Origin of the sequence: Janthinobacterium sp. SUN176 (genome assembly GCF_030587335.1) — a bacterium.
Classification (GTDB): domain Bacteria; phylum Pseudomonadota; class Gammaproteobacteria; order Burkholderiales; family Burkholderiaceae_D; genus Janthinobacterium; species Janthinobacterium kumbetense.
Genome location: NZ_JAPWIA010000001.1, coordinates 2,300,078 through 2,322,013, shown reverse-complemented (window position 1 = coordinate 2,322,013; position 21,936 = coordinate 2,300,078). Strand labels below are relative to the sequence as shown.

The following is a 21,936-nucleotide window of genomic DNA, read 5'->3' as shown; positions in this document are numbered from 1 at the left end:
TCAGTGCGTTGGTATCGTCGCGTCCGCCGACAGGGGGAATGGGCGGCGCAGTGCCGCTCAGGGGGCTTTCAGGGTGCCGCTCAGCTTGCCGTTCAGGCTTGTGCCGCCAGCGCCGGGTAGTCCGTGTAGCCGGCAGCGTCCGGCGCGTACAGGGTGTCCGGGTTCAGCGGATTCAAGGGCGCGTCGCTGTGCAGGCGGGTGGGCAGGTCGGGGTTGGCGATGAACCACAGGCCAAAGGCGACGGCATCGGCTTCGCCCTTGGCCAGCAAGGCTTCGGCCGCCGCCTTGTCCATTTTCTCGTTGGCGATGTACACGCCGCCGAACTCCTGCTTCAGGTACGGGCCCAGGCGGTCTTCGCCCAGCGCTTCGCGGGCGCAGATGAAAGCGATGCCGCGTTTGCCCAGCTCGCGTGCCACGTAGCCGAAGGTGGCGCGCGGGTCCGAGTCGCCCATGTCGTGCGCATCGCGGCGCGGCGCCAGGTGCATGCCCACCTTGTCGGCGCCCCAGACTTCGATGCAGGCGTCCGTCACTTCCAGCATCAAACGGGCGCGGTTTTCAATCGAACCGCCGTAGTTGTCGGTGCGCAAGTTGGTGCTGTCTTGCAGGAATTGGTCGAGCAAATAACCATTGGCGCCATGGATTTCCACGCCGTCGAAACCCGCTTTTTTTGCATTTTCGGCGCCCAGGCGGTAGGCCGCCACGATGCCGGGAATTTCTTCCGTATCGAGCGCGCGCGGCGTGACGAACTCCTGTTTCGGACGCACCAGGCTCACGTGGCCGGCCGGCTTGACGGCGCTGGGCGCCACGGGCAAGTCGCCATCGAGGAAGACGGGGGCGGAAATGCGGCCCACATGCCACAGCTGCAGCACGATCAGGCCGCCAGCGTCATGCACGGCCCGGGTGATGTGTTTCCAGCCTTCCACCTGTTCCTCGGACCAGATGCCCGGCGTGTCGGCGTAGCCCACGCCCTGCGGCGTGACGGCCGTCGCTTCCGAGATGATCATGCCGGCCGAGGCGCGTTGCGTGTAGTACTCGGCCATCAGGGCGTTGGGCACGCGGCCCGGATTGCCGGCGCGCGAACGCGTCAGCGGCGCCATGATGATGCGGTTTTTCAGTTGCAGACTGCCAATGGTGATGGGGTCGAATAAAGTTGCCATGATTATCATTTCCTTGTTGGGGCCGGTCGAGCGGCATTGAGACGGAGTTATCGAGATGAAAGCTGTGCTTACAAACCTTGCTGCATGTGATCGAGAAAGGCCTGGATGGTGGCTTCGTTGCGGCTGAAGAAACTCCATTGGCCCACCTTGGTTGCGGAAATCAGGCCCGCCTTTTGCAAGCTGGCCAGGTGCGCCGAGACCGTCGATTGCGACAGGTTCAGGCGGCGGTCGATCAGGCCGGCGCACACGCCCAGGTGCAGCGGGTGGTCCTGCTCCTGGAAATACTGTTCCGGCTCCTTGAGCCATTGCAAAATCTGCCGGCGCACCGGATTGGCCAGCGCCTTGTGGATGGCGTCGATATCCATATTGTTTCTCCTGAACATACAATTCGCTTTTCAGCGATGCATATATCGTATTTTCCAAATTCTAATATCGCAATATTACGATATAAATGAAAAGCGTGCTGGCGGCGCGCGTTTTTGAACGGATTCAGGCGGGAAGGGGATTGCGCTGCAGCACGGCCGGGCCCGTCAACACGATGCGCACCAGGTCCACCTGGCGCTGGGCGCCGGCCTTGGCGGTGGCGCTCTTGATCTGCGTGCGCGCCGTGTGGATGGAAATGCGCTGGCGCTCGGCGTATTCCTGCAGGGAATAGCCGTTGACGAGCGCTTCCGTCAGGCGCGCCTCGGCCACCGTCATGCCATAGAAATTGCGCAGGGTGGCGGCCAGGGATGTGATCAGGTCGCTGCTGTCGCTGAGAAAGACGGCGATGGCGCTGGCCGAGCCGAACGGACTGTGCCAGGAGGGCAGGGGCGTGACGCGCAGGCGCAGCTGTTCTCCCGTCAGGCCGCTCAGGTTGAGCACGCCGCCGGGGCCGCCTGCCGCCGCCGTGCCCGTTTGCGCCGCCTCATGCAGCATGCGCCGCAGCGCGCCGTTGTCCGCTTCTCGCGGGCAATACAGGGGCGCGCCTTCACGCAACTGCAGCAGCCGCGTCGCAGCCGTCATGGCCAGCGCCCGCTCGTTGGCGTACAGCAATTGTGACGTGGCGTCGAGCAGCAGCACGCCAAACGGCAGCAATTCCAGCACCTGGGTGGAACTCCGGGACAGCACTTCCAGCCGGCGCAGCTTGCGCTGCAGGGCAAAGGCCGTCTGCAAATGCGGCATCAGGCTGCGGATCAGCGCCAGTTCGCCCGCCTCGTAGGCACCCGCCCGTTCGCGGCGCACTACGGTGACGTTGGTGGAGCGCTCGGCGCGCAATTCGACGATGGCCGCTGCCGTATAAAAGATGTCTTGCGGGCGCAGCCAGTCCGCCCAGTACTCGGTTTTCTTCAGGCAATGGTCGGGAAACAGCATGGAGCCGGTGACGACGGCGCCTTCGTGGTGCAGGGTGGCGTCTTCCAGCCAGACATTGCGCGCGCCGTAATAGCTGGCAAAGCTGGCCATGGCATCCGTTTCGAAGCCATAGGTGGCGGACAGGCCGCTGCCGGGCAGCTGGACGTCGACCGAGCGGTTGTTGAAATCATTGGCCCAGATCAAACCCGCGTGCGATTTCAGCTGGCGTGCAAAGGCGGCAAGGAAATCTTGCCATTGGATATGTTGTGTGGCCGCTTCATAGATCAGGGTAATCAGTGCCTGGCTGGCGACGGCGAGCGATGGCGTCATTGGCGATCCTCATGGCGGCAAGCGGTGGACAAGGCATGGCGCGGGCGGCCTTGGCAGCGGCCGCCCGGCTTCCCTAGCGCGATTCCAGCCAGCTTTTGCCGCCGGAGGTGCACGTGCTGAGGCTGGCGTACTGGCTCACATAGTTGTAACCGCTGCCGCAGCCCCCTTCGCCGGATTTGACGGGGCCGTAGCAAGCGCCTTCATAGCTGAGCTTACCATTGACGGTGGTGCTTTTGACACAGAAATTGTAGTTGCTGGCCACTGTGTTGTTGGGCAAGGTGGCGCCGTTGCTTTGCCCGCAGCCCAGTTCCTTGCTCACGGAGCGCGCGTAGTCGACCATTTTCTGGTACGTGCCGCTGTAGTAGGTATCCGCCTTGGCCTTTTCGCCCTGCTTGCAGGCGGCGATCACGCTGTCATAGCCGGAATCGGCCTGGGCGTAGTTGCCCGATACCTGGATGCCGCAGGCGCTGGCTTGCTTGCGTTCCGTATCGCTGATCAGATTGTTGTACTGGCAGGTGGACGAGGTGCCGCCGCTGGCGCTGGTGGAACCGCCGCCCGAGCCACTGTCGGCGCTGCCGCCGCCACCGCAGGCGGACAGCATGAGGCAGCCGAGCAAAGTGACGGCAAAGGTGGTTGGATGTGCTTGCATGATTTTCCCTGTGGACGGTGACTTGCCACCATGTGTCTGGTGGTATCTTTGCTACAAGGAATTGTATCGGGCATGTTTTTTGGAAACATCACCCATTTGGGGTATGCGCCGGCGGCACGGAGTGGGGTAGGGCGGCCGGCTGGCCGCCCCGGCGGGGATCAGGCGAAGTGGAACAGCAGCAAGGCGATGACGGCAGGCACCGTCTGCAGGTAGAGGATGCGCGTCATGACGGTGGCTGCGCCCCATGCGCCGGCCACGGCGATGCACGCCAGGCCGAACACGGTAAATGCATGGGCGATGGCCGCGTCCGGGTGAAAAAAGCCCAGCGCCAGCGCCGCGACGAGAAAACCGTTGTAGCAACCCTGGTTCGACATGGCGGGACGCACGATCTCCGCTTTTTCCTTCGACAGGCCAAACACCTTGCGTCCGCGCGCATCGAACAGCACGGTTTCCAGCAGCACGATATACACGTGCAGCAGCAGGATGAGGGCGGTAAGAATCTGGGCCAGTAGCAGCATCATTGTTCCCGAGAGTGAATGGATGCGGCAATTATGCGGCCATCAGCATGTTTTTTGGCAACTTTCGATTGGAGCGGCCGCACTAGAAAAATGTGCTGGCGGCAAGCCTTTTCACCCGATGGTATACTTTTCCTTTTGCTCCTGTGGGGACGACCCCGCTCGATGACGGGGCTGCATGGCGGGGACGACCCTGCCGCCTCAGGAGAGTACGATGGCGTGGATTATTTTGGTATTGGCTGGTTTGCTGGAAATCGGCTGGGCCATCGGCCTCAAATACAGTGCCGGCTTTACCCGCCTCGTGCCATCCGTGCTGACGGCTATTTCCATGCTGGGCAGCGTGGTGATGCTGGGCCTGGCCTTGCGCACCTTGCCGCTGGGCACGGCATATGCCATCTGGACGGGCATCGGCACCGTCGGCACGGCCATCTTCGGCATCATGGTGCTGGGCGAGCCGGCCAGCGCCGCGCGCATCGCCTGCATCGCCCTGATCGTGTCGGGCATCCTGGGCTTGAAGCTGCTCAGCCCCCAATAAAGGACGCCAGCATGAGCCTCGCCATGACGTATTTCTACCTTGCCATCGCCATCATCGCCGAAGTGATCGCCACCAGCGCCTTGAAGGCGTCCGAGGGCTTCAGCCGCTTGTGGCCCAGCGTCATCACCGTGCTTGGCTACAGCATCGCCTTCTGGTGCCTGTCCCTGACCTTGAAGGTCATTCCCACCGGCATCGTGTATGCGATCTGGTCGGGCGTGGGCATCGTGCTCATTTCCGCCGTCGGCTGGTTCTGGTTCAAGCAAAGCCTGGACACGCCGGCCCTGATCGGCCTGGGGCTGATCATTGCCGGCGTGCTCGTCATTAACTTGTTCTCCAAGTCGGTCGGGCACTAAGAGCCTATCCCAGTAGATGAATACATCCCCTGCCGGCGCCCCTCAGAAGCGGGGACTGCGTTGATCGTCGTCGCGTGGCTCGCCACGCGTCCTCCTCACGCCTTGTCCGCGCTCCTGATGAACGGCCAGCAGATGACGCTCCCTACTGGAATAGGCTCTAATCAAAAGCTGCTGGCAACCCGCGCCAGGTAATACCACTCGGCATTGGCCGCCGCATTGACGTCGGGGAACAGGATATAGGCGTCGAATTCGGCCGTCACGGGCGTGCCGTCTGCGCGCACGCCGATCTGCTCGCCCTGTTTGACCTTGTCAAAGCTGGACCAGGTCTTGATGAAGCGGTCGCTTGCATGCAGCTTGTCGTGCACGACGACCATGTTCAGCGCTTCCATGTCGGCGTCCGCGATGGCTTCCGGTTGCGGCGCGTCAATGAAACCGAGGAAAGCCAAGGTGTTCATGATGGCGCGGTAAGCGACGTCCGGTGCGGCCGGGTCCGCGTGCTGGCCGCATTCCAGGGTGAGCGCATAGCCGCCCGTCGAGCGCATGTATTCGGTGGTGCCCACGCCGTAGCGCAAGACCAGGCCCACCTGGTCACTATTGCCCAGGCGGCGCTGCACGCCCTGGCCATACGCATGCAGCCAGCCGTCGACGAAGCGGCGCACGCCCAGGCGGCGCGCCAGCGCGCGTTCCTTTTCTTCATGTTTAAAAGGTTGCAGCGGGCCGTCGTTGTTGCGCGGTCCCACCATGACGAAGGGTTGGCTGTCGGCATTAAATGAATGCAAGTCGAGCAGCACGTCGTGCTGGCCCAGCAGCGGGCACAGCCAATTGGCGATGCGGTCTTCGAAATCTTGCGGATTGTCGTTTGGGAACAGGTTGCGGTTCAGGTTGCGGTCGCCGCTGCGCACGCCCTTGGCGTAAGCGAGCGGGTTGGTGATGGGCACGAAGGTGACGCTGCCGGCCACGATGGACAGGGCGCCGCTGTCGAGTTCAGCCATCACGCGGTGGATGCCCTTGGTGCCGCAGGTTTCATTGCCGTGCACGGCGCCGGTGACGATCAGGCGCGGGCCGCTGCCCTGGCCCGTGTAGTTGATGGACTTGAAGTGGAGTGCGCTGCTCATGCTGGACATATCCTATTGGTATCAGGGAAGGGAAAGCGGGGTCGGCATATTTTAGCGGGATTCGCGGCAGGTACCCGTAAAAATGTCGCCAGGAATGTACCCATCGCCCACCCCGGCATGGCATGATCGGCGCCAATGTTGTTTTCCCTTGCCGATTCCATGACCAGTACGTCCCATCCTTCCCGCCTGTACGGCCTCGATACCTTGCGCGCGCTGGCCATCGTGCTGGTCTTCATGAACCATTATTTGTTGTTCGTCAGCGAGGGCGGGGCGTTTGGTTTCTGGGGAGAAATCGGCTGGACGGGCGTGGACCTGTTCTTTGCCCTCAGCGGCTACCTGATCGGCAACCAGATCTTTGCGGCCTTGCGCAGCGAGCAAGGCTTTTCCTTGCCGCGCTTCTATGCGCGCCGTTTCCTGCGCACCTTGCCCAGTTTTTATGCCGTGCTGGCCCTGTATTATTTGTGGCCCGCGTTTCGCGGCGATAGCGCGCTACTTCCCTTGTGGAAATTCCTGACGTTCACGCAAAACATCAATCTGACGCCGGGCACGGCGTTTTCCCATGCGTGGTCGCTGTGCGTGGAAGAGCAGTTCTACGTGCTGCTGCCGGCCGTGGCGCTGGCGATCGCGGCTTGCCGCAAGTCCCTGCTGTGGGCGTGGGTGGCCGTGGCCGCCAGCTTTATCGTCGGCATGCTGCTGCGTGCTTATCTGTGGGATGAATATGTGCACGTGCCGCGAGGCGGCCTCGGCTATTACAAATACATTTATTACGCGTCGTGGTGCCGTTTCGACGAGCTGGTGGCGGGCGTGGCGCTGGCGCTGCTGAAAAACTACCACCCTGGCGCCTGGCTGCGCCTGACATCCTATGGCAATCGCACCTTGCTGGCGGGAATCTTTGGCACGGCGCTGATGTTTTACGTGTTCGTCGCCGATCACTATGGTTATTGGGTGACGGTGTTCGGCTATCCGGCCCTGGCCGCCAGTTTTACCTTATTGCTGATCGCCGCGCTGAGTCCTGCCAGTGCTTTGTATCAATTGCGCGTGCCGGGCGCGGCCAGCCTGGCCCTGTGGTCATATGCGATTTACCTGCTGCACAAGCAGCTGTGCATCCTGCTGCGGCCCTTGTTGCAAGACGTTGGCCACGGGCCGGACGGTGCGCCGGCGATACTGGTCAGTATCGCTGTCAGCATCGTCACGGGCTGGCTCTTATATAGATTGGTGGAAACGCCGTTCATGCGCTTGCGGGCGCGCTATGTGCCTGCCAATCACGCGTGACGATTACATGTCGATCACGTCCAGTCCCCGCGGTGTGTCCACCAGTAATTCCAGGATGGCATGCACGCGCAGGTTCGTCTCTTCATGTGCAGTGTTGAAGATCAGGGCGCGCAGGCCAGGCACGGCTTCCATGATGTGCTCGCTGGCGTAGGCATTGATCAATAACAAGACCAGGTCGGTGGCGCCCGCGCCGGGCTGGCGCCGCAGCCGGTCGTGGATCACGTTCAGCAGTGCGCGCTGCATGCGCGGCGTGGGATTGGTGATGTAGGCGAAGACGCTCGGCGTGTTGGCGATGGCTGCGCAGAGGCGCCGTTCCATCTCGTCGGGTTTCACGTCGGAGGCGATATCGAAATACGCAGCTTCCCAGCGCGTGCGTGCATATGGGTGGCCGGGCGGGAAAGAGTCGGCCGTTTCAAAACCGCAGATGCGGCTCAGGGTTTTCAGCCAGGCGAATAGGGTGGAGTTCATGCCGCGATTCTAGCGGCATTCCGCGTGCGCCGGGCCCTCTCCATATAAAGGGGGCTGACGCCCGGAGAGTGATTAAAGTTTCCTGTAAAAGAGCCCTTGTCATTCTGGGAAAGCCTCTCTATAATGCTGGTCTTCGGGGCGGTTAGTTCAGCTGGTTAGAATACTTGGTCGACATCCAAGGGGTCGGGGATTCGAATTCCTCACCGCCCACCAGAATTTAGCAGTAAGCAGTTTTCAAGAGTTTTAAGCTGGCGCAAGCCGCAAGCGGTCATTTGAAATACAATGATCAACAAAAGTTTTACGGGCGGTTAGTTCAGCTGGTTAGAATACTTGGTCGACATCCAAGGGGTCGGGGATTCGAATTCCTCACCGCCCACCAGAATGCAGTTAGAGAGAAAGGTAAAACCGGTTATGACACCGCGAACTACTACCAAGCTTTGGGAGTGACGCTAGTCGAACGGGTTTCCTTTGTCTCAAGAAAGTGAAAAACGCGGCTAGTCCGCGTTTTTTTGCGTCTGCGTTTTCCTTTCAGTTATTTACCCATCACATTGCAGTTTTACCTGGCGCCAGCGCCGATATGGAGATCAATATGCTTACAATCCGACTTCCCGATGGTTCCGCCCGTCAATTTGACGGCCCGGTCACCGTGGCCCAGGTTGCGGCCAATATTGGTACCGGCCTGGCCAAGGCTGCCCTGGCCGGCAAGGTCGACGGCAAGCTGGTCGATACTTCCTATCTGATCGAGCAGGATGCGGAACTGGCGATCGTCACGGACAAGGATGCCGACGGCCTGGAAGTGATCCGCCACTCGACGGCCCACTTGCTGGCGTATGCCGTCAAGGAATTGTTCCCGGAAGCGCAAGTGACCATCGGTCCCGTGATCGACAACGGTTTTTACTATGACTTCGCCTACAAGCGCCCGTTCACGCCGGAAGATCTGGTCGCGATCGAAAAGAAAATGGCGGAACTGGCCAAGAAGGATGAGCAAGTCACGCGCAAGGTAGTCGCGCGCGACGAAGCCATCGAATACTTCAAGGGCATCGGCGAGGCGTACAAGGCGGAACTGATCGGTTCGATCCCGGCCGACCAGGAAGTGTCGTTGTATTCCGAAGGCAAGTTCACGGACTTGTGCCGCGGCCCTCACGTGCCATCGACGGGCAAGCTGAAAGTCTTCAAGCTGATGAAGCTGGCCGGCGCCTACTGGCGCGGCGACTCGAAAAACGAGATGCTGCAGCGTATCTACGGCACGGCCTGGGCCAAGAAGGAAGACCAGGAATTGTATCTGCACAACCTGGAAGAGGCGGAAAAACGCGACCACCGCAAGCTGGGTAAACAGCTCGATTTCTTCCATTTCCAGGAGGAAGCGCCAGGCCTGATCTTCTGGCACCCGAAAGGCTGGTCGATCTGGCAGCAAGTCGAGCAATACATGCGCAATGTGTACCAGGTCAATGGCTACCAGGAAGTCAAGGCGCCGCAAATTCTCGACCGTGGCCTGTGGGAAAAAACCGGCCACTGGGATAATTACCGTGAAAACATGTTCATCACGGAATCGGAAAACCGCGCCTATGCGCTGAAACCGATGAATTGCCCTGGCCATATCCAGATTTTCAACAATGGCATGCGCAGCTACCGCGACTTGCCATTGCGTTACGGTGAATTCGGCCAATGCCACCGCAACGAGCCGTCGGGCGCCTTGCACGGCATGATGCGCGTGCGCGGCTTTACGCAGGACGATGGCCACATTTTCTGTCTGGAAGAGCAGATCGCCGGCGAAGTGACGGCGTTCCACCAGCAGGCGATGGATGTCTACACGGCTTTCGGCTTTACGAATATCGACGTGAAACTGGCGCTGCGCCCGGATAACCGCATCGGTACGGAAGAGTCGTGGGATTTCGCCGAGGAATCCCTGCGTTCGGCCCTGCGCGCCTGCGGCGTGGAGTGGACGGAATTGCCGGGCGAGGGTGCATTCTATGGTCCGAAGATCGAATACCACCTGAAAGACAGCCTGGGCCGCGCATGGCAAGTGGGTACCGTGCAGATCGATCCGTCGATGCCGGGTCGCCTGGGCGCCGAATATGTGGCCGTGGATAACACGCGCCAGGTGCCCATCATGCTGCACCGCGCGATCGTCGGCTCGCTGGAACGTTTCATCGGCATCCTGATCGAACACTATGCGGGCGCCATGCCGCTGTGGTTGTCGCCGGTGCAAGTGTCGGTGTTGAATATTTCCGACGCTCAAGCCGATTATGTACAGGAAGTTACAACAAAACTGCGCAAAGCGGGGCTGCGCGTACAGGCTGATTTGCGTAACGAGAAGATTACCTATAAAATACGTGAACATTCCGTACAAAAATTGCCTTACATCTTAGTAATTGGCGACAAAGAGCGGGATGCGAATACAGTGGCCGTGCGGGCGCGGGGCAATGTCGATCTGGGCGTCATGTCCGTCGATGCCCTGATTGAGCGACTCAAACATGAAGTCGACACCAAGGCCTGACGAGGAAACTCGCTGCACGACCGTCTTACAAGATTTTTAAAGGAAATTACAATAGCTACTGACAAGTCACATCGCATCAATGGCGAAATCACTGCCCCTGAAATGCGTTTAAGCGGGGTCGATAACGAGCCACTCGGTATCGTAAGTTTGGCTGAAGCCTTCCGCCTGGCGGAAGAGGCAAACGTCGACCTGGTGGAAATTGCGCCTACCGCGCAGCCACCGGTGTGCCGTTTGATGGACTACGGCAAATTTAAGTATTCGGAGCAAAAGAAAGCTCACGAAGCCAAATTGAAGCAAAAGATCATCCTCGTGAAGGAAGTCAAATTCCGTCCGGGGACTGATGATGGTGACTACAATATCAAGTTGCGTAATCTCATCAAGTTCCTCGAAGATGGCGATAAAACCAAGATCACCTTGCGTTTCCGCGGTCGTGAGATGGCGCATCAGGATATTGGCTTCCGCATGCTGGAACGTCTGAAAGCCGATCTGGAGCCGTACGGCCAGGTCGAGCAGTTCCCGAAGATGGAAGGCCGCCAAATGATCATGGTTCTTTCGCCTAAGAAGAAGAAGTAAGATACAATAGCGTTTTACTGTGGGTGGAAACTGCTCGCGCCGGCATTGGCGCGGTGTCAAACCCCAGGCAGAATTTGCGCGGCCCGGTCAGCAATGTCCGGGCCGCGTGAACTGTAGTGGACTCGCATCCGCTGCACAACATGTGAAAGCAGGCATCTAAGCGCAGCGTCGTGTTGCCACCTGCAATCCTGTTATAAATGGAGCTGTCCGTAAGAGGACAGATTGCTATGCCTAAAATGAAGACCAAAAGCTCCGCGAAAAAACGTTTTCGCGTGCGTCCAGGTGGAACAGTCAAGTCGGGTCACGCGTTCAAACGCCACATCCTGACCAAGAAAACCACCAAAAACAAACGTCAGTTGCGCGGTACCCGTAACATCAACGCATCGGATGTCACATCCGTCATGCGCATGATGCCGACTGCTTAATCTCACACTCAATTTAAGGAGTTATTATGCCTAGAGTAAAACGTGGGGTTACAGCTCGTGCCCGTCATAAGAAGATTCTTGTTCAAGCTAAAGGCTACCGTGGTCGCCGCAGCCGTGTATACCGTGTTGCCAAGCAAGCAGTTATGCGCGCTGGCCAATACGCTTACCGCGATCGCCGCAACAAGAAACGCGTTTTCCGCCGCCTGTGGATCGCCCGTATCAATGCCGCTTCCCGTGAGCATGGCGTAACGTACAGCGTATTCATGAACGGCTTGAAAAAAGCAAATATCGAACTGGACCGTAAAGTCCTGGCCGATATGGCTGTGATGGACAAGCCAGCATTCGCTGCGATTGTCAACGCAGTTAAAGCAAAAATCGCTGCGTAAGCATCGGTCATTGCACAACGTCATCCGTAGGGTGACGTCATAAAGAGCGGGGCAGGGGTTTTAACACCTTATGCCCCGTTTCCGTTTTTGATTGTTGGATTTTAGATAACTGAGTCCAGAATTGATGTCCAAAACAGGAAATGCCGCATGAACTCCCTAGAAGAACTCGTCGTCTCGGCCCAGGCTGACTTTATCGCCGCCGCAGACGCTGCCGCACTTGAAAACGCCAAAGCCCGCTACCTGGGCAAGACTGGCCAGATTACCGAAATGATGAAGGGCCTGGGCAAGCTGGACCCGGACGCGCGCAAGGCGCAGGGCGCCTTGATCAACGCCGTCAAAGTGCAGATCGAGGACGCGCTGACGGCGCGCCGTGATGCACTGGCCGATGCCCAGATGCAAGGCCGCCTGAACGCCGAAGCGATCGACGTGACCCTGCCAGGCCGTGGCCGCATGCCCGGCGGCATCCATCCCGTGATGCGCACGTGGGAGCGTGTCGAGGAAATCTTCCGCTCCATCGGTTTCGACGTGGCCGACGGCCCCGAAATCGAGAACGACTGGACCAACTTCACGGCGCTCAACAGCCCGGAAAACCATCCAGCCCGTTCCATGCAAGACACTTTCTACATCGACGGCAACGATACCGATGGCAAGCCCTTGCTGCTGCGCACGCACACGAGCCCGATGCAGGTGCGCTATGCGCGCACGCACACGCCGCCGATCAAGGTCATCGCGCCGGGCCGCACCTACCGCGTCGACAGCGACGCCACCCATTCGCCCATGTTCCACCAGGTCGAAGGCCTGTGGATCGCCGAAGACATCAGCTTTGCCGACCTGAAGGGCGTGTACCTGAACTTCGTCAAGGCCTTCTTCGAGACGGACGACTTGCAAGTGCGCTTCCGCCCGTCGTACTTCCCGTTTACGGAACCGTCGGCCGAGATCGACATCGCCTTCGGTTCGGGCCCGCTGAAAGGCCGCTGGCTGGAAGTGTCGGGCGCCGGCCAGGTGCATCCGACCGTGGTGAAGAACTTCGGCCTCGATCCCGAGAAATTCATCGGTTTTGCTTTCGGCTCCGGCCTGGAACGCTTGACGATGTTGCGTTACGGCATCAACGACCTGCGCCTGTTTTATGAAGGCGACTTGCGTTTCCTGAAGCAGTTCAACTAAGCATTGTTCCGTTTGATTCATGGCGCTTGAGCGCCTGTGCGCTCGCGCTGTGAGCTTTGACCCTTTGAAGGCTTGATTATGCAATTTTCCGAAAACTGGCTCCGTACCATGGTCGATCCGAAGATGACTTCGGACGAACTGGCCCATCTGCTGACCATGTCAGGTCTCGAAGTCGAGGACGTCGATCCTGTCGCGCCCCCGTTCTCGAACGTGGTGGTGGGCCTGGTCCTGGAGATGGAAAAACATCCGAACGCGGACCGCCTGAATGTGTGCCAGGTCGACGTCGGCACGGGCACCATGCTCAACATCGTTTGCGGCGCGCCGAACGTGCGCCCGGGCTTGAAAGTCGTGTGCGCCATGGCCGGCGCCGTGCTGCCGCCTGGCGCCGATGGCAAGCCGTTTGAAATCAAGGTAGGCCAGCTGCGCGGCGTCGAGTCGCAAGGCATGCTGTGCTCCGCGCGCGAATTGAAATTGTCGGAAGAAAACGCCGGCTTGCTGGAATTGCCGGACGACGCGCCGATCGGCCAGAATTTCCGCGATTACTTTGCGCTCAACGACTTGAAATTCACCATCAAGTTGACGCCGAACAAGGCGGACTGCCTGTCCGTGCTGGGCGTGGCGCGCGAAGTGTCGGCCTTGACGGGCGTGCCCCTGAATGCGCCGCAGTTCCGCACCGTGCCTGTCACCAGCGATGAAGTGTTGCCAGTGAAAGTCAGTGCGCCGGACCTGTGCGGCCGTTTCACGGGCCGCGTCATCCGCGGCTTGAACGCCCGTGCCGCCACGCCGGACTGGATGAAGCAGCGCCTCGAGCGCAGCGGCCAGCGTCCGCTGTCGGCCCTGGTCGACATTTCCAACTATGTCATGCTGGAACTGGGCCGTCCCAGCCACGTGTTTGACCTGGCAAAGATCCACGGCAGCCTCGACGTGCGTTGGGGCAAGGCGGGCGAATCCGTCAAGCTGTTGAACGGCAACACCATCGCCGTCGACGAGTGGCTCGGCGTCATTGCCGATGAGCAGGAAATCGAATCGCTGGCCGGCATCATGGGCGGCGACGCCAGCTCCGTATCGGACGATACGGACAGCATTTACCTGGAAGCGGCTTTCTGGTGGCCGAACGCCATTCAAGGCCGCGCCCGCCGCCTGAATTTCTCGACCGATGCGGCGCACCGCTTCGAGCGCGGCGTCGATTTCGCCACCACCGTCGAGCACATCGAGCGCATCACGGCCCTGATCGTGGAAATCTGCGGCACGCCGGCCACGACCGTCGGCCCCGTCGACGACCACGTGGTGAACTTGCCGCAACGCCAGCCTGTGTCGATGCGCACGGCGCGCGCGCAAAAAGTCATCGGCGTGCCGCTCAACGATGAGCTGATCGCCGATATCTTCACGCGCCTGGCCCTGCCATTCACCCTGGCGGACGGCGTGTTTTCCGTGACCTCGCCCAGCTACCGTTTCGACATCGAGATCGAGGAAGACTTGATCGAGGAAGTGGCGCGCGTGTACGGCTTTGAAAACATCCCGACCTTGCCGCCCGTGGCCGCGAACGTGATGCAGATTGCACCAGAAAATACCCGCTCCTTGTTTGCGGTACGTCATGAGCTGGCCGACCTTGGCTTCCAGGAAGTGGTTAACATGAGCTTTGTCGATACGGCATGGGAGCGCGATTTCTCGGGCAACACGAATCCGATCAAATTGCAGAACCCGATCGCCAGCCAGATGAGCGTGATGCGCTCCTCGCTGATTGGCAGCCTGATCGCCAATGTGCGCTACAACCTGAACCGCAAGACGAACCGCGTGCGCATCTTCGAAGTGGGCGCCATCTACCAGCGCGACGACAGCGTGCAAAACGGTCCCCTGTCGGTGGCCGGTTACGCCCAGCCGAAGCGCGTGGCGGCCATGGCCTACGGCGCGGTGGCCGACGAGCAGTGGGGCCAGGCTGCGCGCACGGTCGACTTCTTCGACGTGAAGGCGGACCTGGAAGCGCTGTTCGCGCCGCTGGTCTTGCGTTTCAGCAAGGCGGAGCATCCGGCCCTGCATCCGGGCCGTTCGGCCAACGTGGAGCTCGATGGCAAGGTCATCGGTTTCATCGGCGAACTGCACCCGCGCTGGATGCAAAAGTATGACTTGCCGCTGGCGCCCGTGCTGTTCGAAGTCGACGCCGCTGCCCTGACGCAACGAGTCGTGCCCGTGTACCAGGAAATCTCGAAATTCCCTGGCGCCAGCCGCGACCTGGCCGTGGTCGTCAAGCAATCGGTGGCCGTGCAGGATCTGCTCGACAGCTTCCACGCCGCCGCCAAGTCGAGCCCGGCAGCGCGTATCGTGCAAGCCATTGTTTTATTTGATGAATATCGTGGAAAAGGGCTGGAAGCGGATGAAAAAAGCCTTGCTTTCCGGATTAGCTTGCAAGATACTCAAAACACCCTGCAAGACGATGTTGTCGATGGCCTGATGGCCGTCCTGGTCGATGCGGCCAAGCAGGGCCACGACGCGAAACTGCGTTCGTAATTACCGGACTGGCCGTCGCCTTGCGTGACGGCCTTTCCGTCGTCAACCGTAGACGAGCTTGCCATGTGGCGGGCTCGGGCGCACAGAAAAGGCAGGGCAGGAAAATTAATAACAGCGACGTTGATTCCGCCGTACTGCAGTCCGCACTGGCCGCAGATCTGCATCGGGCCATGCTGGTTGCCAAAGTGCGCCAGGAAGCGGAAAAAGATTTACCCACCTTGACCAAGGCGGAACTGGCCGAACTGTTGTTCGAGCAGGTGGGCCTGAACAAGCGCGAAGCGAAGGATATGGTCGAGACCTTTTTCGACGAGATCCGCAATGCGCTCGAACGGGGCGAGGCCGTCAAGCTGTCCGGTTTCGGCAATTTCCAGTTGCGCGACAAGCCGCAGCGGCCGGGCCGCAATCCGAAGACGGGCGAAGAGATCCCCATCACGGCGCGCCGCGTCGTGACCTTCCATGCGAGCCAGAAGCTGAAAAGCATGGTCGAAGAGACCAGTCCGCTGGCACGTGCTGCCTGAGTGAGTGGCGATGAACGAGCGCATCAGTAAAACCGAGTTGATCGCCTTGCCGCCCATTCCGGCGAAACGCTATTTCACGATCGGCGAGGTGAGCGAGTTGTGCGGCGTCAAACCGCATGTATTGCGCTACTGGGAGCAGGAGTTTTCCCAGCTCAAGCCGGTCAAACGACGTGGTAACCGCCGTTATTATCAGCACCATGAGGTGCTGTTGATACGCCGCATCCGCGAATTGCTGTACGAGCAAGGCTTCACCATCAGCGGCGCGCGCAACAAGCTCGATAGTCGTGGCGCATCGCATGCCATCGCCGACGAACTGCCAGTGCTGCCGGCCATGCCCGTCGCGCCGCAGGAAGCGCCGCTGGACCGCGTGTGGATACGCAATGAATTAATTGCGATTTTAAACTTGCTAAAATAAGATTTGTACCAATATAGGTGGGGTTGTCCGGTAGCAGTTGACTGAGTTGACTATACTGCATGGGCGCTCGGCCTTGGCGCTGACGCTACCGTACTGCGCGCCATATTTTGAATATAATGTTAATGTTGCGTTTTTGTTAGTGACGCTAAGCCGGAGCAGCGTTCAGGTTCCGGTAGTCTTTCCCAGGCCAGGAAAATTTAAGGGGAAACAATGATACGCGTTGCCATTTGTGATGATCACCAAATAGTACGAGCTGGATTCAAACAGATTTTTTCGTCGTCGAGCGATTTCAGTGTGGTGGCGGAAGCCGGTACGGGGCGCGAAGCGCTCGATATCGCCCGCCGCGAAATTTGCGATGTATTGCTGCTCGATATAGCCATGCCCGATCAGAGCGGCATCGATACCTTGCGCACGATCCGCCAGGGCCAGCCGGAATTGCCCGTGCTGATACTCAGCGGCTATCCCGCGCAGCAATACGCGTTGAACCTGTTCAAGATGGGCGCGAATGGCTATCTGAACAAGGAATGCGAGGCCGACGAGCTGATGACGGCCGTGCGCACCGTGTTCCAGGGGCGCCGCTATGTCAGCTCCACCGTGGGCGAATTGCTGGCGCAATCGTTCGACCGCGACACGAATGCCGCGCTGCACACGGAATTGTCGGACCGCGAGTTCCAGGTCTTCCTGCGCCTGGCGCGCGGCGCCACCGTGTCCGATATCGGTGTCGCTTTGTCGCTGAGCATCAAGACGGTGAGTACTTACCGTACGCGCATCATGGAAAAAATGGGCTTGCAATCCAACAGCGACTTGACCTATTACGCAATGAAAAACAATTTGCTTGACTAGCGCTGCGGTGCGATCATGGAAACATGATCGCTCAGCCAGCCAGCCGGCACGACTTGTGCAGTGCAGCAGTTTGTGGCGAGGACTATAATTGGCCGGCGCCGGCGCTCTTTCCCGCGCCGAACCTTGCTAAGGATGCACATCAGGATGTATTTCACCGCTGAACCGGCCCCGAATCACCGCCTGCCCCTCTACAAGACGATCCTGTGCGTGACTTGCGCCTTGCTGCTTGTACTCAATGGTTTCAGTCTCTATCATAATCTGCAGTCGCTGAAGGGCACGAACGCCTTGCTCAGCCAGAGCGCCCGCGTGGCGGACCGCCTGCAGTATTTGAACGTGCTCGTGCTCGATGCGGAAAGCAGCTTGCGCGGCTATTTCATTTCCGGCTCCGAAACCTATCTGGGGCCGTCGAAGACGGCGACCACGGAAATCGAAAACGAATTCAACGAGCTGCAAACCTTGCTCGCGGGCAGTCCTACCCAGTTGAAAAACCTGGGCCAGCTGAAAAGCTTGATCCGTCGCAAGATGTCGATGTTGCAACAGTCGATCGATGTCTACAAGCAGGGCGGGCTGGCCGAGATCGTCAACATTTCCCGCGTGACCGATGACCGCGCCACCATGGACGAGATCCGCCTGCAAGTGGTGATCATGACGCGCGAGCAGAATGAAGCGTTGTCTTCTGGCAGCGCCGCCTTTTACCATGAGTACCAGAAAGCCGTGCTGCTCGGCATCGGCATCAATGCCCTGGCCATCCTCGTGCTGATCATGTTTTACCAGCTGGTGCGGCGCAGTTTCCAGAACCGCGCCGCCGTCGAGTATGCACTGCAAAATGCCAACGACACCCTGGAGTCGACGGTCAGCAAGCGTACGGAGCAGTTATCCGTGCTGTCGCGTCATTTGATCAGCGTCAATGAAGTGGAAAAGGCGCGCCTGGCGCGCGAATTGCACGATGAACTGGGCGCCAACCTGACGTCGATCAGCATGGACCTGGGCGCCGTCACGCAGCAACTGGCGCACACGCAGCCGGAACTGGCCGCGCAATTGCGCCGCGCCAAGGCTACCTTGCTGGAAACGGTGGAACTGAAGCGCCGCATCGTCGAAGACCTGCGCCCCAGCCTGCTGGACAATCTGGGCCTGTGCGCCGCTATCGAAAGCTATTGCGAGGATTTTGCGCGCATGAGTTCCGTGCGCTGCGAAACGGACGTGGCCATCAATATCGACAACCGCGAAGCCACCCTGACGATTGCCCTGTTCCGTATCGTGCAGGAATCGCTGACCAATATCCTGAAATATGCGCGCGCCGGCATGGTCAGCGTGACCTTGAAGCGCAATGAGCACGGCCTGGTGCTGCGCGTGATCGACGATGGCATCGGCATCACGGAAGATGCGCTGCAAAAACCCATGTCGCACGGCTTGCTGGGCATGCGCGAGCGGGCCTTGTTGCTGGGCGGCACTCTCACCGTGCGCCAGGGGCCGGAAGGCAAGGGCACGTGCGTGGAAGCCGTGATTCCCCTGCCGCTGACGCCGGAGCCGGAAGACATCGATGCGGATGCCGAAGCGTAATTGAGGTTGCAGCTGAGGTTGCGGCAAAAAAATGGCCGGGCATGCAGCCCGGCCATTTTTTTTATGTTGCCTGGCTTTCGCGCATCAGCAGCGGATCAGCAGCGTGATACGTCGCGCAGCAAGCGGTCGTATTCCGTCTTGGCCACCTTGTAGCACTCGCCCGCATAGCATTCCAGGCCGGCGCGGTCCAGCACCGTGATATTGCCGCGGCGATAGTGGATCAAGCCTTCTTCCTGCAGCTTGCCGGCGGCGGCCGTGATGCTTTCGCGGCGCACGCCCAACATGATCGAGATCAACTCTTGCGTCACTTTCAATTCGTTCGATGGCGAACGGTCCAGGCGGTCCAGCAGCCAGCGGCACAGCTTTTGCTCGATCGAGCTGTGACGGCCGCCGACGGCGTTCTGCGCCATTTGCGCAAACAGGGCGTTGGTGTAGCGCATCAGCAACTGGGGCAGGGCGCCGCCCTGGTTGAAGGCGTCGCGCAAGCTTTGCGTCTTCAGGCGGTAGCCGTAGCCGGCGCTTTGCACGACAGCCGTGCACATGGCGCGTTCGCCTGCCAGCAGCGAGGCACCGGCCACGCCTTCATGGCCGACGACGGCGATTTCCGTCGTGGCGCCGTCTTCCATGACATACAGCAAGGAAATGATGGCGGTGGTAGGGAAGTAGCTGTATTCCAGGTTGTTACCGTAGGCATACAATTCCTTGCCGAAAGGCAGTTCCACCAGTTCCAGGTCTTCGAACAGCGATTCGAGCGCGGCGCGCGGCAGGGCGGCCAGCAATTCATTCTGTTGGGCACTGCTGAGGCTAACCCGCGACGCAAGCTTGATTTCCCGACCGGCCGCCGGCATGGCGCGCGGCAGCAACTGGTTCTTCTGGACCGGGGCGATAAGTTGAGTATGGCTCATAGTATTCCTCACAGGCTTTTTACATCGGAGTGCGACTGCCGCGTTGCTGGTCAAAAAAGTTGCCGCATCCATCTGGAAACAGCGTTTTTTTTCGACCGCGCGGTGCAGATCGCGATGTAGCTACTTTAAAAGCTTATGTAAGTGGCGAACATAAGATTAGCAGTCGCCACTTTGTAGTCTCTTTTGAGGCGAAATTGTAGTCCTTGTCCTACGTGCACACTTTTGACTAGCTAGCCTTGCGCCGTTCTGCGCGATTTTGTGATATGACGCGCGGCTTGTTGGCGCTCCACAGGCCGGCCGGACGCACGCTGGGCAAGCCGTCGCGCATGGTTGCGGCGGGTGTCTGGCGCACGTTTGGCGCCTCGTGCTCCCCCAGGCGGAAGCGGCTGACGGCCTGCGTCAGCGCCTCGCCTTCCTGGTGCAGGCGCTGGGAACCGGCGCGCGCCTCGTCGACCAGGCTCGCATTCTGGCGCGTCATGTCGTCGATTTGCGCCAGCGCGCCATTGATGCGGGCGATTTCGCCATTCTGCTCGGCACCGGCACTGCTGATGCGACCGATGACGACGGACACCTGCTGCACCGCGTCGACGACTTGCCGCATGGTGCTGCCGGCCGCGTTGACCAGGTCGCCGCCCGCGTCCACGGTGGCCACGGAGTCGCCGATCAGGCGCTTGATCTGCTGCGCCGCTTCGCTGGAGCGCTGCGCCAGGCTGCGCACTTCGGACGCCACGACGGCAAAGCCGCGTCCCTGTTCGCCCGCGCGCGCCGCTTCCACGGCCGCGTTCAGGGCGAGGATATTCGTCTGGAAGGCGATGCCGTTGATCACGCCGATGATGTCGACGATCTTGTGCGAGCTGGCCTTGATCGAGGCCATGGTCTCGACCACGGCGCTGACGGTCTCGCCGCCGCGCAGGGCCACTTCGGCGGCCGACGCCACCAGGGTGCGCCCCTGTCCTACGTGGGCTTCGTTGCGGCCCACGGTGGCCGTCAGCTCGCGCATCGAGTCCACGGTGGCGCCCAGCGCGTCCGCTTGCGTGGCCGTGTGGCCGGACAGGGCGGCGTTGCCTTGGGCGATATCGGCGCCGGCGGCGGCGATGACGGCCGCGCCGCCGCGGATTTCCTGCACCAGGGTGGCCAGGCCATGCGTCATGGCGCCGAAGTCGCGTACCAGGTCGCCGATTTCGTCGTGCGCCTGCGAAGTGATGCGCTGCGACAGGTCGCCCGCCGCCGCGGCGCCCACGGCCACGCGCAATTGCTGCACGTCGCGCGCGAACGCGGCATAAAAGCCCGCGCACAGGTAGGCGGCGGCCAGCAGCACCAGCAGCATGGCCGCCAGGATCAGGGCGCGGCGCGCCTCGTCGCGCGCGATGCGCTGCGCCAGCAAGCCGTCCAGCGCGGCGGCGGAGGCGCCGGACAGCGCGTGCAGGGCGTCGATGGCTTGCATGCCGGCCGCGTGGAATTGCGCGCCCGACGTCTGGTCGTAGGAATTCGTCACTTCATTCTTCGTGCGTTCGAGGAAGGCCAGCGCGGCCGGCACGGCTTTCAGGGCCGGCTGCAGGCTGGCGCGCAATTCCGGCTTGGCCGCGATGATTTCGTCGAAGCGGGCCGGCAGGCGTTCCAGTTCATGGCGCGCGATCAGGGCGTTGGCATTGACGAGTTGATCTTCATTCGCCTCGAACAGGCCCGTGTCGATGTAGGCGGCGCCGCGCCCGCCGATGTCGGACAGGCTCTCGGCCAGGTCGGGCAGGGTGGCGGTGAAGGCGGCGCTCAGGTGGTTGGCGCCCGCGTCCGGGTCCAGGCTCAGGTGCGAGCGGTCGGCCACCAGCTGGCCCAGCTTGGCTGCCTGGCGCAGCAGCGCCGTGTGCGCCGCGTAGCTGTCGCGCGCCGCGAGGCCCGCCTGGCGGCCCAGCAGGGCTTGCCATTGCTTCGTCAGCTCGGCCGCCTGGGGCAGGCCGGCGCCTGCCGGCAAGCGCGCCAGGGCGGCCAGCGCGGCCGTGATGCGCGCATTCAGGGCCGTGTTGTCCATGCCCGCCTTGCCGCTCAGGCGCAAGTGCTCGAGGCCGCGCCGCTGTTGCAGCAGCCGCGTGCCTTCCTGCAACTGGCGCACATAGGCCACGCCCCGCTGCGCATCCTGCGCCTGGGCCAGTGACTTGCCCAGTTCCGAGATCAGCAGGGTGGTCGCCAGCGCCAGCGGCAGCAGGAAGACCAGGCAGACAAGCATGAATTTGGGCAGCAGGCGCAAGCGCTGCATGAGGCGGATGGCGGGGGTGAGGAGCATTTTCATCGGGTTTCCAGGGTAGGGTGACAACATTTCTGCAGTGCAATGTTGCCTGCGGATTGTGACCCCTTGATGAAGTGCGCCGCGATGCGGTCAGTTTTGCCGTTCGCCAGAGTGAAGCAGTTCACACGGAAGGCCGAT

22 protein-coding genes and 2 tRNA genes are annotated in these 21,936 nt (G+C 60.6%); 15 read left to right on the top strand and 9 right to left on the bottom strand.

Going from position 1 to position 21,936, the window contains the following annotated elements:
- Positions 1-92: 92 nt before the first annotated feature.
- From O3299_RS10455 to O3299_RS10435, 5 genes are all read right to left on the bottom strand, one after another.
- Positions 93-1,157 carry an alkene reductase gene (locus O3299_RS10455; RefSeq protein WP_099667401.1) on the bottom strand — a complete coding sequence of 355 codons (1,065 nt, stop codon included), beginning with the start codon at positions 1,155-1,157 and terminating at the stop codon, positions 93-95.
- Positions 1,158-1,225: 68 nt separating this feature from the next.
- Complete coding sequence (locus tag O3299_RS10450; protein WP_034751927.1) at positions 1,226-1,522, bottom strand: helix-turn-helix transcriptional regulator; 297 nt, start codon at positions 1,520-1,522, stop codon at positions 1,226-1,228.
- 124 nt (positions 1,523-1,646) lie between these two features.
- The gene (locus tag O3299_RS10445; RefSeq protein ID WP_305062261.1) at positions 1,647-2,819 is read right to left on the bottom strand and encodes a helix-turn-helix transcriptional regulator; all 1,173 of its coding nucleotides are present in this window, start codon (positions 2,817-2,819) and stop codon (positions 1,647-1,649) included.
- 73 nt (positions 2,820-2,892) lie between these two features.
- Positions 2,893-3,468: a hypothetical protein gene (locus O3299_RS10440; protein ID WP_251348204.1), complete on the bottom strand. Its 576-nt coding sequence runs from the start codon at positions 3,466-3,468 to the stop codon at positions 2,893-2,895.
- A 158-nt stretch (positions 3,469-3,626) separates the two neighbouring features.
- A complete protein-coding gene (locus O3299_RS10435) occupies positions 3,627-3,989 on the bottom strand; it encodes a DUF1304 domain-containing protein (RefSeq protein ID WP_077406232.1) in 363 nt (120 codons plus the stop codon).
- Between the two features lie 208 nt (positions 3,990-4,197).
- On the opposite strand from O3299_RS10435, the gene sugE reads away from it, so the two are divergent.
- The gene (sugE, locus tag O3299_RS10430; protein WP_034783172.1) at positions 4,198-4,518 is read left to right on the top strand and encodes a quaternary ammonium compound efflux SMR transporter SugE; all 321 of its coding nucleotides are present in this window, start codon (positions 4,198-4,200) and stop codon (positions 4,516-4,518) included.
- A 23-nt stretch (positions 4,519-4,541) separates the two neighbouring features.
- Positions 4,542-4,871, top strand: a complete 330-nt coding sequence (locus O3299_RS10425) for an SMR family transporter (protein ID WP_289898402.1) — start codon at positions 4,542-4,544, stop codon at positions 4,869-4,871.
- Positions 4,872-5,032: 161 nt separating this feature from the next.
- Here O3299_RS10425 and O3299_RS10420 read toward each other — a convergent pair whose 3' ends face one another.
- Positions 5,033-5,995 (bottom strand): succinylglutamate desuccinylase/aspartoacylase family protein, encoded by a 963-nt coding sequence (locus O3299_RS10420; protein ID WP_369811517.1) that lies wholly within the window; start codon positions 5,993-5,995, stop codon positions 5,033-5,035.
- A gap of 150 nt (positions 5,996-6,145) precedes the next feature.
- On the opposite strand from O3299_RS10420, the gene O3299_RS10415 reads away from it, so the two are divergent.
- A complete protein-coding gene (locus O3299_RS10415; protein ID WP_305062260.1) occupies positions 6,146-7,258 on the top strand; it encodes an acyltransferase in 1,113 nt (370 codons plus the stop codon).
- A gap of 3 nt (positions 7,259-7,261) precedes the next feature.
- Here O3299_RS10415 and O3299_RS10410 read toward each other — a convergent pair whose 3' ends face one another.
- Positions 7,262-7,726, bottom strand: a complete 465-nt coding sequence (locus O3299_RS10410; protein WP_305062259.1) for a hypothetical protein — start codon at positions 7,724-7,726, stop codon at positions 7,262-7,264.
- A 136-nt stretch (positions 7,727-7,862) separates the two neighbouring features.
- Here O3299_RS10410 and O3299_RS10405 point away from each other — a divergent pair.
- From O3299_RS10405 to O3299_RS10350, 12 genes are all read left to right on the top strand, one after another.
- Positions 7,863-7,939, top strand: a tRNA-Val gene (locus tag O3299_RS10405).
- Between the two features lie 89 nt (positions 7,940-8,028).
- A tRNA-Val gene (locus O3299_RS10400) sits at positions 8,029-8,105 on the top strand.
- Positions 8,106-8,315: 210 nt separating this feature from the next.
- Positions 8,316-10,223, top strand: a complete 1,908-nt coding sequence (thrS, locus tag O3299_RS10395; protein ID WP_102294334.1) for a threonine--tRNA ligase — start codon at positions 8,316-8,318, stop codon at positions 10,221-10,223.
- 12 nt (positions 10,224-10,235) lie between these two features.
- Complete coding sequence (gene infC, locus O3299_RS10390) at positions 10,236-10,796, top strand: translation initiation factor IF-3 (protein WP_205711303.1); 561 nt, start codon at positions 10,236-10,238, stop codon at positions 10,794-10,796.
- A gap of 227 nt (positions 10,797-11,023) precedes the next feature.
- On the top strand, positions 11,024-11,221 hold the full coding sequence (gene rpmI / locus O3299_RS10385) for a 50S ribosomal protein L35 (protein WP_038493025.1): 198 nt from the start codon (positions 11,024-11,026) through the stop codon (positions 11,219-11,221).
- Between the two features lie 26 nt (positions 11,222-11,247).
- Positions 11,248-11,607: a 50S ribosomal protein L20 gene (gene rplT / locus O3299_RS10380; protein WP_010399214.1), complete on the top strand. Its 360-nt coding sequence runs from the start codon at positions 11,248-11,250 to the stop codon at positions 11,605-11,607.
- 147 nt (positions 11,608-11,754) lie between these two features.
- Complete coding sequence (gene pheS, locus O3299_RS10375) at positions 11,755-12,771, top strand: phenylalanine--tRNA ligase subunit alpha (RefSeq protein WP_034751917.1); 1,017 nt, start codon at positions 11,755-11,757, stop codon at positions 12,769-12,771.
- Positions 12,772-12,849: 78 nt separating this feature from the next.
- Entirely contained in the window at positions 12,850-15,276 is a 2,427-nt protein-coding gene (pheT, locus tag O3299_RS10370; protein WP_305062258.1) for a phenylalanine--tRNA ligase subunit beta, read from the top strand.
- A 170-nt stretch (positions 15,277-15,446) separates the two neighbouring features.
- The gene (locus O3299_RS10365; protein ID WP_010399205.1) at positions 15,447-15,794 is read left to right on the top strand and encodes an integration host factor subunit alpha; all 348 of its coding nucleotides are present in this window, start codon (positions 15,447-15,449) and stop codon (positions 15,792-15,794) included.
- 10 nt (positions 15,795-15,804) lie between these two features.
- Entirely contained in the window at positions 15,805-16,209 is a 405-nt protein-coding gene (locus tag O3299_RS10360) for a MerR family transcriptional regulator (RefSeq protein ID WP_077406208.1), read from the top strand.
- 210 nt (positions 16,210-16,419) lie between these two features.
- Entirely contained in the window at positions 16,420-17,052 is a 633-nt protein-coding gene (locus O3299_RS10355; protein WP_034783185.1) for a response regulator transcription factor, read from the top strand.
- A gap of 144 nt (positions 17,053-17,196) precedes the next feature.
- Positions 17,197-18,612, top strand: coding sequence for a CHASE3 domain-containing protein (locus O3299_RS10350; protein ID WP_077406205.1), 1,416 nt, complete (start codon positions 17,197-17,199; stop codon positions 18,610-18,612).
- A gap of 95 nt (positions 18,613-18,707) precedes the next feature.
- On the opposite strand, the gene O3299_RS10345 is transcribed toward O3299_RS10350, so the two are convergent.
- The gene (locus O3299_RS10345; RefSeq protein WP_034783188.1) at positions 18,708-19,517 is read right to left on the bottom strand and encodes a Crp/Fnr family transcriptional regulator; all 810 of its coding nucleotides are present in this window, start codon (positions 19,515-19,517) and stop codon (positions 18,708-18,710) included.
- A gap of 226 nt (positions 19,518-19,743) precedes the next feature.
- On the bottom strand, positions 19,744-21,801 hold the full coding sequence (locus O3299_RS10340; protein ID WP_305062257.1) for a methyl-accepting chemotaxis protein: 2,058 nt from the start codon (positions 21,799-21,801) through the stop codon (positions 19,744-19,746).
- Positions 21,802-21,936 lie beyond the last annotated feature (135 nt).

What these genes read in the sequence shown, in the direction of transcription:
- O3299_RS10455 (WP_099667401.1), bottom strand. Translation starts at nt 1,157, where the DNA reads ATGGCAACTTTATTCGACCCCATCACCATTGGCAGTCTGCAACTGAAA.
- O3299_RS10440 (WP_251348204.1), bottom strand. Translation starts at nt 3,468, where the DNA reads ATGCAAGCACATCCAACCACCTTTGCCGTCACTTTGCTCGGCTGCCTC.
- pheS (WP_034751917.1), top strand. Translation starts at nt 11,755, where the DNA reads ATGAACTCCCTAGAAGAACTCGTCGTCTCGGCCCAGGCTGACTTTATC.
- pheT (WP_305062258.1), top strand. Translation starts at nt 12,850, where the DNA reads ATGCAATTTTCCGAAAACTGGCTCCGTACCATGGTCGATCCGAAGATG.
- O3299_RS10345 (WP_034783188.1), bottom strand. Translation starts at nt 19,517, where the DNA reads ATGAGCCATACTCAACTTATCGCCCCGGTCCAGAAGAACCAGTTGCTG.
- rpmI (WP_038493025.1), top strand. Translation starts at nt 11,024, where the DNA reads ATGCCTAAAATGAAGACCAAAAGCTCCGCGAAAAAACGTTTTCGCGTG.
- O3299_RS10350 (WP_077406205.1), top strand. Translation starts at nt 17,197, where the DNA reads ATGTATTTCACCGCTGAACCGGCCCCGAATCACCGCCTGCCCCTCTAC.
- O3299_RS10435 (WP_077406232.1), bottom strand. Translation starts at nt 3,989, where the DNA reads ATGATGCTGCTACTGGCCCAGATTCTTACCGCCCTCATCCTGCTGCTG.
- O3299_RS10450 (WP_034751927.1), bottom strand. Translation starts at nt 1,522, where the DNA reads ATGGATATCGACGCCATCCACAAGGCGCTGGCCAATCCGGTGCGCCGG.
- O3299_RS10425 (WP_289898402.1), top strand. Translation starts at nt 4,542, where the DNA reads ATGACGTATTTCTACCTTGCCATCGCCATCATCGCCGAAGTGATCGCC.
- O3299_RS10365 (WP_010399205.1), top strand. Translation starts at nt 15,447, where the DNA reads ATGCTGGTTGCCAAAGTGCGCCAGGAAGCGGAAAAAGATTTACCCACC.
- O3299_RS10415 (WP_305062260.1), top strand. Translation starts at nt 6,146, where the DNA reads ATGACCAGTACGTCCCATCCTTCCCGCCTGTACGGCCTCGATACCTTG.
- thrS (WP_102294334.1), top strand. Translation starts at nt 8,316, where the DNA reads ATGCTTACAATCCGACTTCCCGATGGTTCCGCCCGTCAATTTGACGGC.
- sugE (WP_034783172.1), top strand. Translation starts at nt 4,198, where the DNA reads ATGGCGTGGATTATTTTGGTATTGGCTGGTTTGCTGGAAATCGGCTGG.
- O3299_RS10410 (WP_305062259.1), bottom strand. Translation starts at nt 7,726, where the DNA reads ATGAACTCCACCCTATTCGCCTGGCTGAAAACCCTGAGCCGCATCTGC.
- rplT (WP_010399214.1), top strand. Translation starts at nt 11,248, where the DNA reads ATGCCTAGAGTAAAACGTGGGGTTACAGCTCGTGCCCGTCATAAGAAG.
- O3299_RS10360 (WP_077406208.1), top strand. Translation starts at nt 15,805, where the DNA reads ATGAACGAGCGCATCAGTAAAACCGAGTTGATCGCCTTGCCGCCCATT.
- O3299_RS10355 (WP_034783185.1), top strand. Translation starts at nt 16,420, where the DNA reads ATGATACGCGTTGCCATTTGTGATGATCACCAAATAGTACGAGCTGGA.
- O3299_RS10445 (WP_305062261.1), bottom strand. Translation starts at nt 2,819, where the DNA reads ATGACGCCATCGCTCGCCGTCGCCAGCCAGGCACTGATTACCCTGATC.
- O3299_RS10340 (WP_305062257.1), bottom strand. Translation starts at nt 21,801, where the DNA reads ATGAAAATGCTCCTCACCCCCGCCATCCGCCTCATGCAGCGCTTGCGC.
- O3299_RS10420 (WP_369811517.1), bottom strand. Translation starts at nt 5,995, where the DNA reads ATGTCCAGCATGAGCAGCGCACTCCACTTCAAGTCCATCAACTACACG.